This window comes from Brumimicrobium oceani (genome assembly GCF_003143775.1).
Lineage (GTDB): Bacteria > Bacteroidota > Bacteroidia > Flavobacteriales_D > Crocinitomicaceae > Brumimicrobium > Brumimicrobium oceani.
This window is the reverse complement of the sequence record NZ_QFRJ01000002.1, coordinates 152,772-167,605: the sequence shown is the minus strand read 5'-3', so window position 1 is coordinate 167,605 and position 14,834 is coordinate 152,772. Positions and strand designations below refer to the sequence as shown.

14 protein-coding genes are annotated in these 14,834 nt (G+C 35.8%); 13 read left to right on the top strand and 1 reads right to left on the bottom strand.

Annotated features, from left to right (window positions below; translation table 11 throughout):
- Positions 1 to 56: 56 nt before the first annotated feature.
- From DIT68_RS03580 to DIT68_RS03545, 8 genes are all read left to right on the top strand, one after another.
- A complete protein-coding gene (locus tag DIT68_RS03580) occupies positions 57 to 1,049 on the top strand; it encodes an outer membrane protein assembly factor BamD (protein WP_109358443.1) in 993 nt (330 codons plus the stop codon).
- 17 nt (positions 1,050 to 1,066) lie between these two features.
- Positions 1,067 to 1,384, top strand: a complete 318-nt coding sequence (locus DIT68_RS03575; protein WP_109358442.1) for a DNA-directed RNA polymerase subunit omega — start codon at positions 1,067 to 1,069, stop codon at positions 1,382 to 1,384.
- 10 nt (positions 1,385 to 1,394) lie between these two features.
- Positions 1,395 to 2,594, top strand: a complete 1,200-nt coding sequence (gene coaBC, locus DIT68_RS03570; protein ID WP_109358441.1) for a bifunctional phosphopantothenoylcysteine decarboxylase/phosphopantothenate--cysteine ligase CoaBC — start codon at positions 1,395 to 1,397, stop codon at positions 2,592 to 2,594.
- Positions 2,591 to 3,493, top strand: coding sequence for a type IX secretion system protein PorD (gene porD / locus DIT68_RS03565; protein WP_109358440.1), 903 nt, complete (start codon positions 2,591 to 2,593; stop codon positions 3,491 to 3,493). The genes coaBC and porD overlap by 4 nt, the downstream gene beginning before the upstream one ends.
- Positions 3,493 to 5,136, top strand: a complete 1,644-nt coding sequence (recN, locus tag DIT68_RS03560; protein WP_109358439.1) for a DNA repair protein RecN — start codon at positions 3,493 to 3,495, stop codon at positions 5,134 to 5,136. Before porD ends, recN begins: the two co-directional genes overlap by 1 nt.
- Complete coding sequence (locus DIT68_RS03555) at positions 5,129 to 5,527, top strand: DUF423 domain-containing protein (RefSeq protein WP_109358438.1); 399 nt, start codon at positions 5,129 to 5,131, stop codon at positions 5,525 to 5,527. The genes recN and DIT68_RS03555 overlap by 8 nt, the downstream gene beginning before the upstream one ends.
- A 111-nt stretch (positions 5,528 to 5,638) precedes the next feature.
- Positions 5,639 to 7,255, top strand: coding sequence for a phosphoenolpyruvate carboxykinase (ATP) (gene pckA / locus DIT68_RS03550; protein WP_109358437.1), 1,617 nt, complete (start codon positions 5,639 to 5,641; stop codon positions 7,253 to 7,255).
- A gap of 97 nt (positions 7,256 to 7,352) precedes the next feature.
- Positions 7,353 to 8,831 carry a VWD domain-containing protein gene (locus tag DIT68_RS03545; RefSeq protein ID WP_109358436.1) on the top strand — a complete coding sequence of 493 codons (1,479 nt, stop codon included), beginning with the start codon at positions 7,353 to 7,355 and terminating at the stop codon, positions 8,829 to 8,831.
- 406 nt (positions 8,832 to 9,237) lie between these two features.
- On the opposite strand, the gene DIT68_RS03540 is transcribed toward DIT68_RS03545, so the two are convergent.
- Entirely contained in the window at positions 9,238 to 10,278 is a 1,041-nt protein-coding gene (locus DIT68_RS03540; protein ID WP_146194106.1) for a DUF4421 family protein, read from the bottom strand.
- 65 nt (positions 10,279 to 10,343) lie between these two features.
- Here DIT68_RS03540 and DIT68_RS03535 point away from each other — a divergent pair, with 65 nt between their 5' ends.
- The 5 genes from DIT68_RS03535 (at position 10,344) to DIT68_RS03515 (ending at position 14,489) form a co-directional block, all read left to right on the top strand.
- Positions 10,344 to 11,117 (top strand): class I SAM-dependent methyltransferase, encoded by a 774-nt coding sequence (locus tag DIT68_RS03535; RefSeq protein ID WP_109358434.1) that lies wholly within the window; start codon positions 10,344 to 10,346, stop codon positions 11,115 to 11,117.
- Positions 11,117 to 12,070 (top strand): cytochrome-c peroxidase, encoded by a 954-nt coding sequence (locus tag DIT68_RS03530; protein WP_109358433.1) that lies wholly within the window; start codon positions 11,117 to 11,119, stop codon positions 12,068 to 12,070. Before DIT68_RS03535 ends, DIT68_RS03530 begins: the two co-directional genes overlap by 1 nt.
- Positions 12,071 to 12,203: 133 nt before the next feature.
- Positions 12,204 to 12,629, top strand: a complete 426-nt coding sequence (locus DIT68_RS03525) for a hypothetical protein (protein ID WP_146194105.1) — start codon at positions 12,204 to 12,206, stop codon at positions 12,627 to 12,629.
- Positions 12,626 to 13,555 (top strand): ABC transporter ATP-binding protein, encoded by a 930-nt coding sequence (locus DIT68_RS03520; RefSeq protein ID WP_109358431.1) that lies wholly within the window; start codon positions 12,626 to 12,628, stop codon positions 13,553 to 13,555. The genes DIT68_RS03525 and DIT68_RS03520 overlap by 4 nt, the downstream gene beginning before the upstream one ends.
- On the top strand, positions 13,548 to 14,489 hold the full coding sequence (locus tag DIT68_RS03515; RefSeq protein ID WP_109358430.1) for a YihY/virulence factor BrkB family protein: 942 nt from the start codon (positions 13,548 to 13,550) through the stop codon (positions 14,487 to 14,489). The genes DIT68_RS03520 and DIT68_RS03515 overlap by 8 nt, the downstream gene beginning before the upstream one ends.
- The last annotated feature ends 345 nt before the right edge of the window (positions 14,490 to 14,834 follow it).

Genomic DNA, 14,834 nt, shown 5'->3' with positions numbered 1-14,834 from the left:
AGTTAAACTCTCTAAAAAATTGCTTTGCAAGACATAAATATTATACTTTTGCACTGATGAAAATAATTTTTAAAATACTAGCTGTAGCACTACTAACAAGTGTTTTGTTTTCTTGTAGTGATTATCAAAAAATTCTTAAAGGAGACGATTACGAGGAGAAGTTTCTTCATGCCAACCGAATGTATGATAAAGGTGTTTATAATAAAGCCTTAACTTTATATGAGCAAATTTATCAACGTTTTCCAAAAACAGATAAAGGGGAGGTAGCTTATTATCGAATTGCAAAATCTTACTACGAAGTAGGCGATTACTACATGGCAGGATATTATTTTAATCAATTCACGCAGCGTTATCCTTTTAGTGAGAATGCAGAGGAAGCCTTATTTATGACGGCGATTTGCTCCGTTCAGAATAGTCCTTCGGCTTCTTTAGATCAAGAGGAAACTGAGTTGGCACTAAATGACTTACAGCTTTTTGTTCAACGTTACCCAGATAGTAAGTTGATTGATTCTTGTAATAGAACAATGGATCGTTTAAGATTCAAATTAGAAACAAAAAAGTTCGAATCGGTGCGATTGTATGATAGAATGGAGAAGAGTAGAGCAGCTGTTGCAGCATCACGATCTTTTTTAGAAGATTATCCAAGGTCTGTATATATTAAAGAGGCTGCATTTATGCAATTCAAAAATTCCTACGATTTAGCTATGCGAAGTGTTTTGCAGAAGAAAAAAGAAAGGGTAGAAAATGCAATGGAAACCTATGCTAAATACAGTTTTTTGTTTGAAGGAGAGTCTTACGAAAAAAGGACTGCAAAGTATAATGAAGATTTAGCGCAAGAATTAATTTACGTAGCGGAGCAATATGCCTACAGGGATATTGCCGAAGCATACGAATTGTCTAGTTCTACATCTGAACAGAAAAAAGTATATTATCTTGAGGAAACATTGAAAAGATTTGATAACTTTGCCAAAAAATACCCTGACTCAGAATTACTTGAAAAAGCAAGAGTTTTTCAAAAACGAGCAGAAAAGGAATTAGTCAATAGTTAATATAATATTTTATAAATATGAGCTTTAAAAATAGTAGAGCAGAACGTTCAACAATTACTAGAGATACAGTTGATTTAGAAAGAGGAACTGACAATATCTATGAGTCTATTGTAATGCTTTCTAAGCGTGCAAATCAGATTAATGTTGATTTAAAAGAAGAATTAACTCAAAAACTTCAAGAGTTTGCATCTACTACAGATAATCTAGAAGAAATTTTTGAAAACAGAGAACAAATTGAAATTTCCCGTTTTTACGAACGTCTACCAAAGCCAACCGCTATGGCAATAGATGAATTCGAAAACGGTGAGTTGTCTATTCGTGCAATCGAAGGGTAATTAACTCGCAATGTTAAAAGGAAAACGCATTGTTCTCGGTATCTCTGGAGGTATTGCTGCATATAAAATTGCGTTTTTAATTAGAATATTAAAACAAAAAGGGGCAGAAGTTAAATGTATTTTAACTCCTGCCTCTTCTGATTTTATAACACCTTTAACGGTAGCTACCCTATCTCAAAATCCCGCACACATTGATTTTTGGAACAAAGAAAATGGTGAGTGGACCAATCATGTAGATTTAGGTGCTTGGGGAGATCTTATGGTTTTAGCTCCGCTTACTGCTAATACCTTAGCGAAAATTGCCAATGGTTTTTGTGATAATTTACTAACCGCTACTTATCTTTCTGCAAAATGTCCAGTAATCGTTGCCCCGGCAATGGATTTGGACATGTATTCCCATGAAACAACAGAGGAGAATATGGGTAAAATTGAAGGTCACGGTGTTAAAATTATTCCTGCAGAGGATGGGTTTTTAGCGAGCGGCTTGATCGGGAAGGGAAGAATGGCTGAACCAGAAACAATTGTTAATGTAGTGGAGTCCTTTTTTCAAAACTCAACATCTATGGTGGGGGAAAAGGTATTGGTTACGGCAGGCCCAACCTACGAGGCCATAGATCCTGTTCGTTTTATTGGAAATCACTCTACAGGAAAAATGGGATATGCTTTGGTAGAAGCGTTGTTGGAAAGAGGAGCAGAGGTTATTTTAATTTCAGGACCGACAAAGCTCAAACTTCAACACAAAAATCTTACTCGAATTGATGTGAAGACTGCTAAAGAGATGCTTTCTGCAGCAACCAAACATTTCCCAAGTTGCACAGGAGGTATTTTTGCAGCTGCAGTTTCAGATTATAGACCAAAATCTGTAGCGCAACAAAAGATCAAAAAATCTTCTGATGTAATGAATATCGAAATGGTGAAAAACCCAGATGTTTTAAAAAGTATTGGGACATTAAAAAAAGAGAATCAGTTCTTGGTCGGATTTGCTTTGGAAACCAACAATGCCATCGAATATGGAGCAGAGAAGCTAAAAAAGAAAAATCTGGATTTAATTGTTATAAATTCCCTTGAAGATGAGGGCGCTGGTTTCGGACACGATACAAATAAGATTACCTTGTTGGACTTTCACAATAAAACTACTAAATTTGAGTTATCTTCAAAGAAAGTTGTAGCCAATAGTATATTGGATTATCTAATGAAATTAAAGAAATGAAATACATTTTCAGCATATTAACCTTATTCTTTGCTTCCCTAACATCCGCACAAGAATTAAACTGTCAAGTGAATGTCGTATCAGATCCCGCGCTTGATGTTACCACTACAGAACAAGAAATTTTTGAAGGATTAGAGCAAGCCATTTTTGAGTTAATGAACAATACCTCTTGGACCAAAGACCAATATGAAGTAGAAGAGCGCATCAATTGTGTTTTTCAAATCTCAATAACAAAAATAAAGTCAACAGGTTCTTATGAAGTGTCTTTACAAATTCAAGCTACAAGGCCTGTTTATAATTCTACCTACAACACGACTTTATTTAATTTTCTTGACCAAGATTTTGGATTTACATTCCAAAGAAATGCACAAATTTTATTTACAGAAAATCAATTCAGTAGTAATTTAGCTTCTGTGTTGTCTTTTTATGCCTATTATATTTTAGGCTTAGATGCCGATTCTTTTGCTCTAAATGCGGGAGATCCTCATTTCGCAAAGGCGCAAAATGTTGTTACACTGGCTCAAAGTGCTGGAGGATTAGGTTGGAGAGCAAGCGAAAAAGGCAGAAGAAACAGGTATTGGCTTATTGATAACACAATGCAAGAACTATTTTCTCCTTTACGAGAGTGCTATTACGAATACCATAGGGATGGTTTAGATAATTTATACAGCGATCAAAACTTGGCAAGAACGAATATCACTTCGGCGCTTAACAAATTGTTATCAGTAAATAGCGCTCGCCCAGGCTCTGTGAATGTTTTGAACTTTACCCAAGCCAAACGAGAAGAGTTGAAGGGCATTTACTCGGAGGCAGATAGAAAAGATAAGGTTACGGTGGTCAATACATTAAAAAGACTTGACCCTGCTAATTCTTCTAAATACCAAGAAATACTTGAATAATGCTTAAGCGATTATCCGTAAAGAATTTTGCATTAATAGAAAATGCACAACTTGATTTTAAAAGCGGCTTTGCTGTTATTACTGGGGAAACGGGTTCTGGAAAATCTATTTTACTGGGCGCGCTTAAATTAATTTTGGGCGAACGTGCAGATTATTCCGTAATCAGGAATGAGGAGAAGAAAACGATTGTAGAGGCCGTTTTTAACATAGACGAATCAACTTATTCTGATTTTTTTAAAACCAATGATTTAGATCTAGAGTCTGAAACAATTATTCGAAGAGAGATTCATGCTAAGGGGAAGTCTCGTGCTTTTATAAATGATACTCCAGTTCAATTAAATGTTTTAAAGGAGTTGACCCAAGGATTAATACATATCCACTCACAGCACCATACTTTGTCACTTAAAGATGCGGCCTTTCAAAGATCAATTCTCGATGTTATTGCTGAAAATACAAGCACTTTAATATCGCTTAAAGCGCTTTATAGCACTTCTAAATCATTAAAACGAAAAATAAAAAGTCTAGAGGAAAGCAAATCTAAACTAGAGTTAGAGTATGAGTTTAATTCGTTTCAATTGGAGGAATTGTCTAAACTCAATTTAAAAGAACTAGACTATGAAAGTATAGAAAAAGAAGTGGAACGTGGAGAGCAGTTTGAGGAAATCAAATCTGCTTACCAAATGATTTCACATCTCATAAATGACGATGAAGAGGGAGTGTTAACTACCTTAAATAAATTGACTAAAAATGCCAATGTCAATGATCCGAAAGTTCAGGAGTTAATGACGAGATTACAATCTGTTAAGTTGGAATTGAATGACATTGCTGCGAATGCAGAGGATGACTTGTCTGATATGACTTTAGAACCTGAAACACTAAATACATATATTAATAAATTAGATGCTTACAATTCGGCTATGCGAAAGCATAACCTGAACTCACAGGAAGAATTGTTGACACTTTATAATTCATTGTCTAGAGAGGTTGAAGATTCTGGTCAGATTGATGAACGAATTGAAGACATGACTGCAGAACTTAAAGTGGTTAACGTCAAAGCTTTAAAATATGCTGAGACATTATCTTCCGCAAGAAAAAAGGTGGCTAAAAAGCTAGAAAAGGAAGTGGCTGTTTTGCTCAATCAACTGAAATTGGTTGGAGCAACAATACGTTTTCATTTTGAAACGGTCGAATTAGGTGAGTCCGGAACAGATAACATTTCCTTGTATTTTGCTCCAAACAAAGGGATGTCGCCCCAGGTTATTGAAAAATCTGCTTCCGGTGGAGAATTGTCTCGATTGATGTTGGTCATTCAATATCTTTTATCTCAAAAACAGCAACTGCCCACCGTTATTTTTGATGAGATAGATACTGGTGTTTCCGGAGAGGTCGCTCAAAAAATCGGAGAACATTTAAAGAAGATGGGAGAGACTATGCAATTATTAGCAATAACCCACCTGCCTCAAGTCGCGAGTAAAGGAAACGATCATATCTTGGTTCAGAAAAGGGATGAAAAAGGAATTACTAAAACTTACTTGAGCCGTTTAGATAACGAACAACGAGTTGAAGAGATAGCAAAATTGATGAGTGGAAGCAAAGTGAATGAAGCCGCTTTAATGAATGCAAAGAATTTGATGAATGAATGATAAGAAATTTATATTAGTTGGATTATTATTTATAGTTCTGGGAATTATACTCGGTGCCATGGGAGCCCATTATTTAGAAACTATTGGAATAGAGGAGGGCAGAATTGAGAGCTTTGCCACAGGAACGAGTTATTTAATCTATAATGGACTAGGCGCTTTAGGGTTAGCAGGAATAGTACATAAGTTTGATTTTGAAATTGGCTATCAGTTTAACGCCATTTTAATAGGAACAATCTTGTTTTCGGGATCTATATTTGCCTTGGTATTGCTCCCTGCCGCAGGTGTAGAAATAAATAAATTTATCGGTCCAATCACTCCAATTGGAGGGTTGATTCTGATATTTGGGTGGTTAACCTTGTTTATTAAGTATTTAAGAACTTATAAATCATAGTTTGTCGCCTTTTAATACAGCATTGTGAATAAAATACATAATATATTGAGTATATGCGATTAATATCGTTTAAATTTGTAGAATATAAAGCCCAACGTAAAAATTAAAATCATGAATGAATTTGGTAAAAGAGGTTCGAATACCAATTTAAAGTCGGACATAGGATTAGACAACCTAGGAAATGTTTTTTGGAACATGAGTCCAGCAGAGTTAGTAGAAGATACAATTCTTCTAGGAGAAGGTGTAATGACAGATTCAGGAGCAATCGCTGTGAATACTGGAAAATTTACAGGTAGATCACCAGAAGATCGTTTCATCGTTTGTGATGACAAAACAGAGGATGCTGTTTGGTGGGGAAAGATTAACAAGAAATTTGACGTTGAAAAATTTGACGCACTTTACAACAGAATGAAAGCATACCTTACTGGTAAGGATATGTATGTTAGAGATTCTTATGCTTGTGCTGATGACGATTACAGAATGAATATTCGTGTAGTAACTGAGTTACCATGGTCAAACATGTTTGCGCACAATATGTTCTTACGTCCTACCGACGAAGAAATTCAAAATTTTGTTCCTGAGTGGCATATCGTATGTGCTCCAAACTTTTTCGCTGATCCAGAAATAGACGGAACAAGACAATCAAATTTTGCAGTGATTGATTTCACAAAGAAGATGATTATCATCGGAGGTACAGGATATACGGGAGAAATCAAGAAAGGGATTTTCTCTGTATTGAACTTTGTTCTACCTCACGAAAAAAATGTTTTATCTATGCACTGCTCAGCTAACGTTGGGAAAGATGGAGATACAGCAGTATTCTTTGGTTTATCAGGAACAGGAAAAACGACCTTATCTTCAGATCCAGATCGCCGCTTAATTGGAGATGATGAGCACGGATGGGCTGATAATGGAAGTGTATTTAACTTTGAAGGTGGTTGTTATGCTAAAACAATCAATCTTTCAGCAGAAAACGAGCCTCAAATTTTTGGAGCTATTAAATTTGGAGCTATTTTAGAAAATATCGGTTTCCACGGTGAATCTTCAACTCCAGATTACGATTGTGATAAAATAACTCAAAATACACGTGTTTCTTACCCTATTAATCACATCGACAATATTATGGTTCCATCTAGAGGAAGCGAACCAAAAAATATTTTCTTCTTAACATGTGATGCTTTTGGTGTTTTACCTCCAATCTCAAAGTTAACGCCTGGTCAAGCGATGTATCACTTTATCTCTGGTTATACTGCGAAGGTAGCAGGTACAGAAGCCGGAATTACTGAGCCACAAACTGTATTTTCAGCTTGTTTTGGAGCACCGTTCTTACCTTTACACCCTACGAAGTATGCGGAAATGTTAGGTAGTAAAATTGAAAAAAATGATGTGAATGTTTGGTTAATCAACACTGGATGGTCTGGTGGTGCTTACGGAACAGGATCAAGAATGAAATTAAAATATACACGTTCTTTAATCACAGCAGCCCTTACAGGTGAGTTGGAAAAAGTAGATTTCATTACGGATGATGTATTTGGATTAAGTATGCCTACTACATGTCCAGACGTTCCTACTGAAATTTTAAATCCAAAAAACACTTGGGAGGATAAAGCAGCATTCGACAAAAAAGCGAATGAGTTAGCACACGCATTTGTGAAGAACTTTGAAACTTTTGAAAGTGATGCCTCAGAAGAAATTATGAGTGCAGCACCTAAGGTAATGGTGAAATAAATTACGCATAAATTATACTGAAAGCCTCGGCGTTTACGTCGGGGCTTTTTTGGTATAAATATTGGATTGATTATCTTTGAATTATAAATTTAGAACTATGAAATACTATACATTGTTACTCGCACAGATATTCGCCTTTTCTCTTTGGGCCAATATTCAGTCAGCACCAGTTCCTTTTCAACGACAAGATTCCGACCACATTAAAGAAATTCTTAAAACTTGGAACGCTACTAAAGGAGAATACCTTTACGAAAGTATGGCGGCTTTGGTAATGCATGAAAAACAACCAGAAAGACCAAGTAATGTAAATCAAACACCTTATGAAATGCTGCAAACGATGGATAGTCATCGTGTGGAAAGGTTGCAAAGAATAGCAGCAAGCGAATTGCAAAACGAAAGAAACACGCACAGAGGAGATCGTTTTTATTGGGAAGATTGGAGAAACTACCTGAACTCAACACAGTGCGATATGAATAGAAACGGAAAGTCAAGTGGTGATCCTCACATGAGAACATTTGACGGAGAAGCCTATGATTTTCAAAACGCAGGTGATTATTTATTGACAGCTTCTGATGATAATTCTTTCATGATTCAAACACAACAAAAAAGAATAAGTGAAAGCGTTGCTTTAAATAGTGCTGTAGCAATGAATGTTAATGGCGATTTGTTAACCTTTACTTCTGTTTTAAAGGATAGTGGTGAAAAAATGATTCACGTAAACGGTCAAGAAATTCAAACCGAAAAAACGGATTTAGTGCTTCCGCAAGGTGGAATAGTAAACTACAAAAACAGCAAGTATTTTGTGAAATGGCCAACTGGCGAGCAGTTAAGTATTGGCGAGCGTTCATTTAAAGATGCTAAGTTATTCGATTTAAATATTTATGTTCCTTCTTGCAATGAAGACTACTATGGTCTTTTAGGAAATAACGATGGGAATAGAAAAAACGACTTAGTTGCTTACGATGAAGAGGCGAAAAATGAGATTTCCCGCGAAACTGCTGCTCAAACAAGCGAAGAAATATTTGGAGCAAACAGAAGAAATCCAGAAGTATTAGCGCGTGTTTCTTCCGAGCTGTTTTTCATTACGAGAAATTATGGAAATCAATTTCAATTAAGCGACTCAACATCTTTGTTAAGAAATCAAATGACGGATTTACCAGACAGTATAAGGTATCCAAAAGAATTGTTGACTTTAGCGCAACTCGATGATGAGCAGATTGAAACAGGATTACGCAAGGCAAGAGAGGCGGGTGTAGCAGAGGAAGATTTATTCGAGGCGGTTTATGATTATGGATATTTAGGTTTAGAGCCAATTGCATTTAGAGATGATTATGTGGCACCAAAAGAAATCAAAAGATCACAAGAGCCAGAACTGGATAAATCAGGGAATAAACTAAAAGGTGAAGAAAAACCTAATTCTCAAATAAGAATTAGCCCAGCGATTTTTATTGGAACAGGAGTTCGCGTGACACCACCAAGAACACACCGTCCAAATCCACATACAAACCCAAGGCCTAACACCCGAAGAACTGGAACTACACCAAGACCAACACCTCCAAGGGGAGGACGCAGATAATAATTTAAAAGGTTCTAAGTACATTATAATGCTTGTCGGGAACTTTACCAGCATATTTCAAACGAGGGAAAAAAAACAAAAGAGCTCTGGCGCTTTTGTTTTTTTCCCTCGTTTGTCCCCTAACTCCCACAACTGTCATCCTGATCATTGGTGAAAATTATGATTTTCAACAATGGAAGGATTTTGTCAAATTTGAGAAAAAACCATTTTCTATTGTAATTTATTAAACTGCTCCTAGCCTAATGGCATCCTGAAGTAAATTTCTTTTTCAATTTGTTGAAAATAGAAATTTGTGAAGGATCTTGTCTGTTCACCGCTTAATCTTATACCTGATTAGATATATTTACTAGCAAAGTACCGGATAGGCATTTAAATTATAGATTAAAGTCCTAAGATTAAATTGTTCTTAGGGCTTTTTCCGTTTAAATAATTTTAATTGATAGTCAAATCGGTAACCATAGGTTAATCTCAAGTAATAGTGTGTCTGGTTGTACTTAAAATCTTTAAAACGTATACTTTTCTGATCAAACTGAGAAGTAAGCATCAAAAACCAATTATCAACGTTATAGCCTGCTTGAAGCTTAAGGTCTAGGCGAGGAGCTAAACCTAAAAAGCCTCTATTGGTATTACTGAAATTGTAAAATTTCGTTTGAATTACTGCACCTAAGCCTATAAAAGCACCAAATTGCCACCCTTCGAGATTATTGATGTAGGCATAGCCAGGTACAGCACCAAAATCGAATGCAGAAATAGTATTCGCCTTATGAATAGACGATGTTGTGTTTAGATAGCCTTGCGGAATAATTCCATTTCGAGAAGAGATACCATGTATATTAGAAGTAAGTCGTAAGTAAGCACCGTGTACAGGGGAAGTGTACCTTCCTACAATTCCTACAGCGGGCTTCATTCTAAGCTCAGGGTTGAAAAACCGGTAGGCATTGACACCAAAAGCCCTAGATTTAATATTTCCATTCAAATAATACCCTACTGAAGAAAGTGGTAAGTTGTTGGAAATCATATGCGCATTTCTTATACCAAATCCTTTATATTCTTGGAACCCCAATGTGAAGTCCCAATTTTGGTAACTGAACTGCAGTCCTAAATCAAAATATTTAGTTTTACCATATTTTTCTGTATTTCGAATATGGCCAGGTAATTTGTAGCTAATTTCTAGTGCAAAGGACTGATAAGCCAAGCCAATACCTTGAATAAGATTGAGATTATGTTGAAAGCTTAACTTGCTAAAACCGTTAAAATCATCACTTAGTTTAAAAGGTGCGCTGTTCAGGGAAAGAGAGGTGTGAACCACTGCTTTCTCTGAGAACATTACATAGGGAAGTCGTTCATTCTGGCCAAATAAAAAGCCGAAATAAAATGTACTCAAAACTAAAGCAATTACAACTTTCATGACCAACAAAAATACGTTATTCAAATTAAATTGTGACATTGTGCCTCAACTTTATATTTTTGTGTGCTTTAAACACGTAATTTGATTAAATTCGCATCCACATTATGAAGAAATTATATAAGTTTTTACTCAATACCTTGCCGCGTCCTTTGTTGATTCGATTAAGTTTCGTTTTTAAAAGAATTGCGCCTTTACTTTATAAAGGAAATAAAGTAGCTTGCCCAGTTTGTGAACGCTCTTTTAGTAAGTTTTTATCTTATGGATCCGATATCGCGCACCGTGAGAATGTTTTATGTCCTTATGATTTAACATTAGAGCGTCACCGATTAATGTGGTTGTATTTACAGCAAGAAACTAATTTCTTTAAAGATAAGCAAGAGGTGCTACACATTGCGCCCGAACAATGTTTTCATGGAAAATTTAAAGAGCAAAAGAACTTAAATTATCTTACGGGTGATTTGGTCTCTCCTTTGGCAGAAATGCATTTCGATTTGCACAACATACCTTTAGAGAATGATCGCTTTGATGTCGTTTTTTGTAACCACGTTTTAGAACATGTCGATGACGCAATGCAATGTATGCGCGAATTAAATCGTGTGATGAAGCCAGGAGGTTGGGGTATTTTTCAAGTGCCTCAAGACCTGAATCGTGAATTAACTTATGAAGATCCAACGATTACTTCTCCAGAGGAAAGGGAAAAACATTTCTGGCAGAAAGATCACGTTCGTTTATTTGGTAGAGATTACCCAGAATGGTTAAAAAGAGCAGGGTTTGAGGTAGAAGAGTTTGTGACTTCAAAAGAATTTCCGGATGCCGATATCGAACGTTATCGTTTAATTTCAAAAGAAATTCTCTATATAGTAAGGAAAAAGGTATAATGAAAACGCGGTATTGGATTGGTCTTATTTGTTTACCATTTCTAATTCAGTGTACCGATAATAGCACGATTGAAAAATATCAATTTGTGCCTTTAGATACCTTGGTTTATAATTCTCTACTCGTTGAATTAGGTGAAATGTTGTTCTTTGATCCTCGGCTTTCTCTCAATAACTCGGTTTCATGTGCCTCTTGTCATAATCCAAAACTTGCCTTTACTGATGGTGAAAAATCTAGCTTAGGTATTCATGGACGCCGAGGGAAAAGAAACTCACCTACACTTTGGAATGTCAAAAATCAAGATAAATTTATGTGGGATGGCGGAATTAAGTCACTTGAAATTCAAGCCTTAGTCCCACTGCAGGACACTAATGAAATGGGTGGGGAAATCACGGATTTATTTCCAAAACTGAGTAATGTTTTGCTCTACGATAGCCTAGCCAAAATTTTATTCAACAGAAGTTTCGATCCATTTGTACTTACTAGAGCTTTAAGTGCATTTCAAAAAAACATTTTTCAAGAAAACAGTCCCTATGACGATTGGAAAAAGAATGGATTAATTTTGGATTCTGCGCTGGTGAGAGGAGCTAATCTTTTTGATGACGTTTTGAATTGTGCCAATTGTCATGGAGGAGTTGGGTTTACAAATAACTCTTTACAAAATAATGGATTATATTCCGTTTATGAAGATCAGGGCCGATACAATATTACTGGTGATAGTGCGGATATAGGTAAATTCAAGGTGCCAACATTGCGCAATATCTCCATTACTAGCCCTTATATGCACGATGGATCTTTGGAAACACTACAAGATGTGATAAAACATTATTCAAAAGGAGGTGAGGTGAATGGAAATAAAAGTCCACTTATAGAGGCTTTTACTCTATCTAAAAAAGAGGAAGCGGATTTAATCTATTTTTTAAAATCACTAAAGGATAAGAACCTCGCTAATTAGTCGGGATTTAGGCATTATTATTTAATAAAGTCCGTATTTTTGTTTCATGGTTTTGATAACAAAAGAGAAAAGTTCAAAGGGCTTAATCTGCCAAGTCAAAATTAAGTCTTTAAATATTAAATAGTGAATGTTTATGAAGTGTACAGCACGTTTTTATAAAATGAATTACGATTTTTCGCCAGAGTTTGCAGAAGCACATCATGATGGAAATGAATCTGAAAATAATCGCTTTTATGATTGGGAAGATGAATTGTCCATTACAACGGATGTGAAAGACATCGAAGTCATGGATAATGCGACTTATACAATTCAAGGAGAGCGAGGAGGAGAAACATTCGCTGAAGAAATCAAAAATGTTCTATTGTTTAATATTGTAGGAGCGGATGGAGCAATAACACAAATGGCATGCTCGAAGTCCTTGGTTTTAAAATATGAAATCAACAAGGAAGAAGAGGCCATTGAATTAAAAGTTTATTTGGAAGAAATGGAGCCTTTAACGAATCCTATACCTGGAATTTATATCGCGATACAAGACTTTCCTAAATCCTTAATTGATTGATTTTAGAAGTTGAAAATATTGCTTATTCTTACACAAACAAAAACTTTGTTTTTAAAAGTGTAAGTTTTAATTTGTCTCCCGGTGAGGTGATTAGTATTGTTGGACCTAGTGGGACCGGAAAGTCGACATTACTGAAATGTATTGCGGGTTTAATTCAATTGGATGAAGGAAAAGTCCTTATAGAGGGAAGTCAAGTACCCGAAGCTAAAAACATGCTTATTCCAGGTCATCCCGAAGTAGCGCTAGTCAATCAGTTATTTGAACTGGATGATTATTTCACCGTTAGAGAAAACATTTCAAATCAACTACATCATTTACCTTTGGCGGAGCGTTTTGAATTTACCGATGAATTATTGGATATTTTTGAATTGGAAGATCTGGCCCATAAAAAATCCAAAGATATTTCTGGAGGTGAGCAGCAAAGGCTTTCAATGGCATGTGCATTGGCAAAAGAACCCCGTTGTTTACTGTTAGATGAGCCTTTTGCGCATTTAGATGTGCATCTAAATAAAAAAATAGGGGAGTATATTAGAAGGCTCGCGAATTTAAGACAAATGGGAGTTGTTTTAGTTACACACGATGGAACAGAAGCTTTAGCATGGAGTGATAGAATTTTGGTGATGTCTAATGGAGAAGTTTTTTCAGAGTATACACCATTTCAAGCCTATCATGAACCGAAGACTTTCTTTGAGGGAAGTTTTTTTGGAGAGTTAAATAAGATTAATCTAGATGGAAAGCAACTTTTATTTAGACCAACAGAATATTCATTAACGCCCGATCATAACAAGATTGAAATACAATTAGAATGGAAGTATTCTAGTTTTAGGGGACCGTATTATGCGAATTATTTTGAATCGAAGGGTGGGGAGGAAGTTGTACTATATGCCAATAAAGAACTAATACCGACAAACGTAGTTTATGTCTAAAGACAAGTCATACAGAAAGGAAGAGCAGGAGGATATTCAAGTGGTGAAGGATGAAAACAGAGGGCGAAGGTTAAAATGGCCTGAAATCTGGGAATTGACTAAAATAAGCTTCAAAGAATTTTTTCAAGGCGATAGCTTTATGCATGGTGCTGCTTTTGCTTACTACACCATTTTCGCGCTGGTTCCAATAATTTATTTGGCCGTAACTTCCTTCGGCTTAATCATGGGGCAGGATCAAGTGATTGCCATAGTGGGGGATTTAATGGAAAGCAACATGGGAATTAGTGACGTTTCCTTCTTTACGGATTTAATGTATAAGTGGGAAATTGGAAAGGGTGGAACACCTTTTCTTCAAATTGTGGGTATCATTTTTCTGATTTTCATTTCAACCGCAATGTTCAATTCCTTAAGTAAAAGCTTAAATACTTTCTTTGGAATTGTTCCTATTCAGCATTATAATGTGGTGCTCGAAGAATTAGTAAAGAGACTTCTTTCCTTTGGATTAATGGCTGTTTTTGGGGCAATAGTGATCATTATGTACTTCGCGCAATCCATTTTGATCGGGGTAGGATCGAGAGTGCTATCAGATGGGAGCTTGTTTCAAGAGATACTTTTCTCCATATTGGAGCACTTTTCAATAATTGCAATCAACTTTTTAGTATTTACCCTTGTCTTTAAATATTTGCATGATGGAATTGTAAAATGGAAGCTGGCTATGGCAGGAGCTTTTTTTACTTCGGTATTGTTGTATCTGGGTCAACTGGCAGTGAATTATTATTTAGCCAATTTCTTTTTCGCTGCCAATAGTGGTGTAGCTGGAATTTTGCTCGCCGTTTTAACATGGATTTTCTATATCTCGCAAATTATTTTCTTAGGAGCGAAATACACATCGGTATACGCAAGAATGGTAGGAATGCCAATTAAGGCGAAGTAGATTTTCAATTGATCGGTGAAAGTTGGTACTTTTGAAGTTCGTAAATTAATTCTTTTTCTTTAGTCCTATTATCCTGAAATAGAAGTATAGCCTTATCCATGTAAATCGCAAAAAGCACTAGCCTTTAATCCTCTTGATCTTCTATTGTAAACAGCTTTGATAATAATTGGATGAGAAGAGCTCCTTCATTGAGTGAAACAAAACAAAACTCAGTTTTTTATTTCCCAAGAGTTTCTTTTGATTTATTCTAAGTGATCTTTAGAATTCAATGTTTTGAATATCAGAATGATATGGGAACTATAAAGCGGTAATCCTATAGCTGTCGATCCTTAAATATTGATTGAG

Excerpts from the sequence above, each read along its gene's own strand:
- porD (WP_109358440.1), top strand. The coding sequence starts at position 2,591 with ATGAAATACATTTTCAGCATATTAACCTTATTCTTTGCTTCCCTAACA.
- DIT68_RS03575 (WP_109358442.1), top strand. The coding sequence starts at position 1,067 with ATGAGCTTTAAAAATAGTAGAGCAGAACGTTCAACAATTACTAGAGAT.
- DIT68_RS03530 (WP_109358433.1), top strand. The coding sequence starts at position 11,117 with ATGAAAACGCGGTATTGGATTGGTCTTATTTGTTTACCATTTCTAATT.
- DIT68_RS03515 (WP_109358430.1), top strand. The coding sequence starts at position 13,548 with ATGTCTAAAGACAAGTCATACAGAAAGGAAGAGCAGGAGGATATTCAA.
- DIT68_RS03580 (WP_109358443.1), top strand. The coding sequence starts at position 57 with ATGAAAATAATTTTTAAAATACTAGCTGTAGCACTACTAACAAGTGTT.
- coaBC (WP_109358441.1), top strand. The coding sequence starts at position 1,395 with ATGTTAAAAGGAAAACGCATTGTTCTCGGTATCTCTGGAGGTATTGCT.
- pckA (WP_109358437.1), top strand. The coding sequence starts at position 5,639 with ATGAATGAATTTGGTAAAAGAGGTTCGAATACCAATTTAAAGTCGGAC.
- recN (WP_109358439.1), top strand. The coding sequence starts at position 3,493 with ATGCTTAAGCGATTATCCGTAAAGAATTTTGCATTAATAGAAAATGCA.
- DIT68_RS03535 (WP_109358434.1), top strand. The coding sequence starts at position 10,344 with ATGAAGAAATTATATAAGTTTTTACTCAATACCTTGCCGCGTCCTTTG.
- DIT68_RS03555 (WP_109358438.1), top strand. The coding sequence starts at position 5,129 with ATGAATGATAAGAAATTTATATTAGTTGGATTATTATTTATAGTTCTG.
- DIT68_RS03525 (WP_146194105.1), top strand. The coding sequence starts at position 12,204 with ATGAAGTGTACAGCACGTTTTTATAAAATGAATTACGATTTTTCGCCA.
- DIT68_RS03540 (WP_146194106.1), bottom strand. The coding sequence starts at position 10,278 with ATGTCACAATTTAATTTGAATAACGTATTTTTGTTGGTCATGAAAGTT.
- DIT68_RS03545 (WP_109358436.1), top strand. The coding sequence starts at position 7,353 with ATGAAATACTATACATTGTTACTCGCACAGATATTCGCCTTTTCTCTT.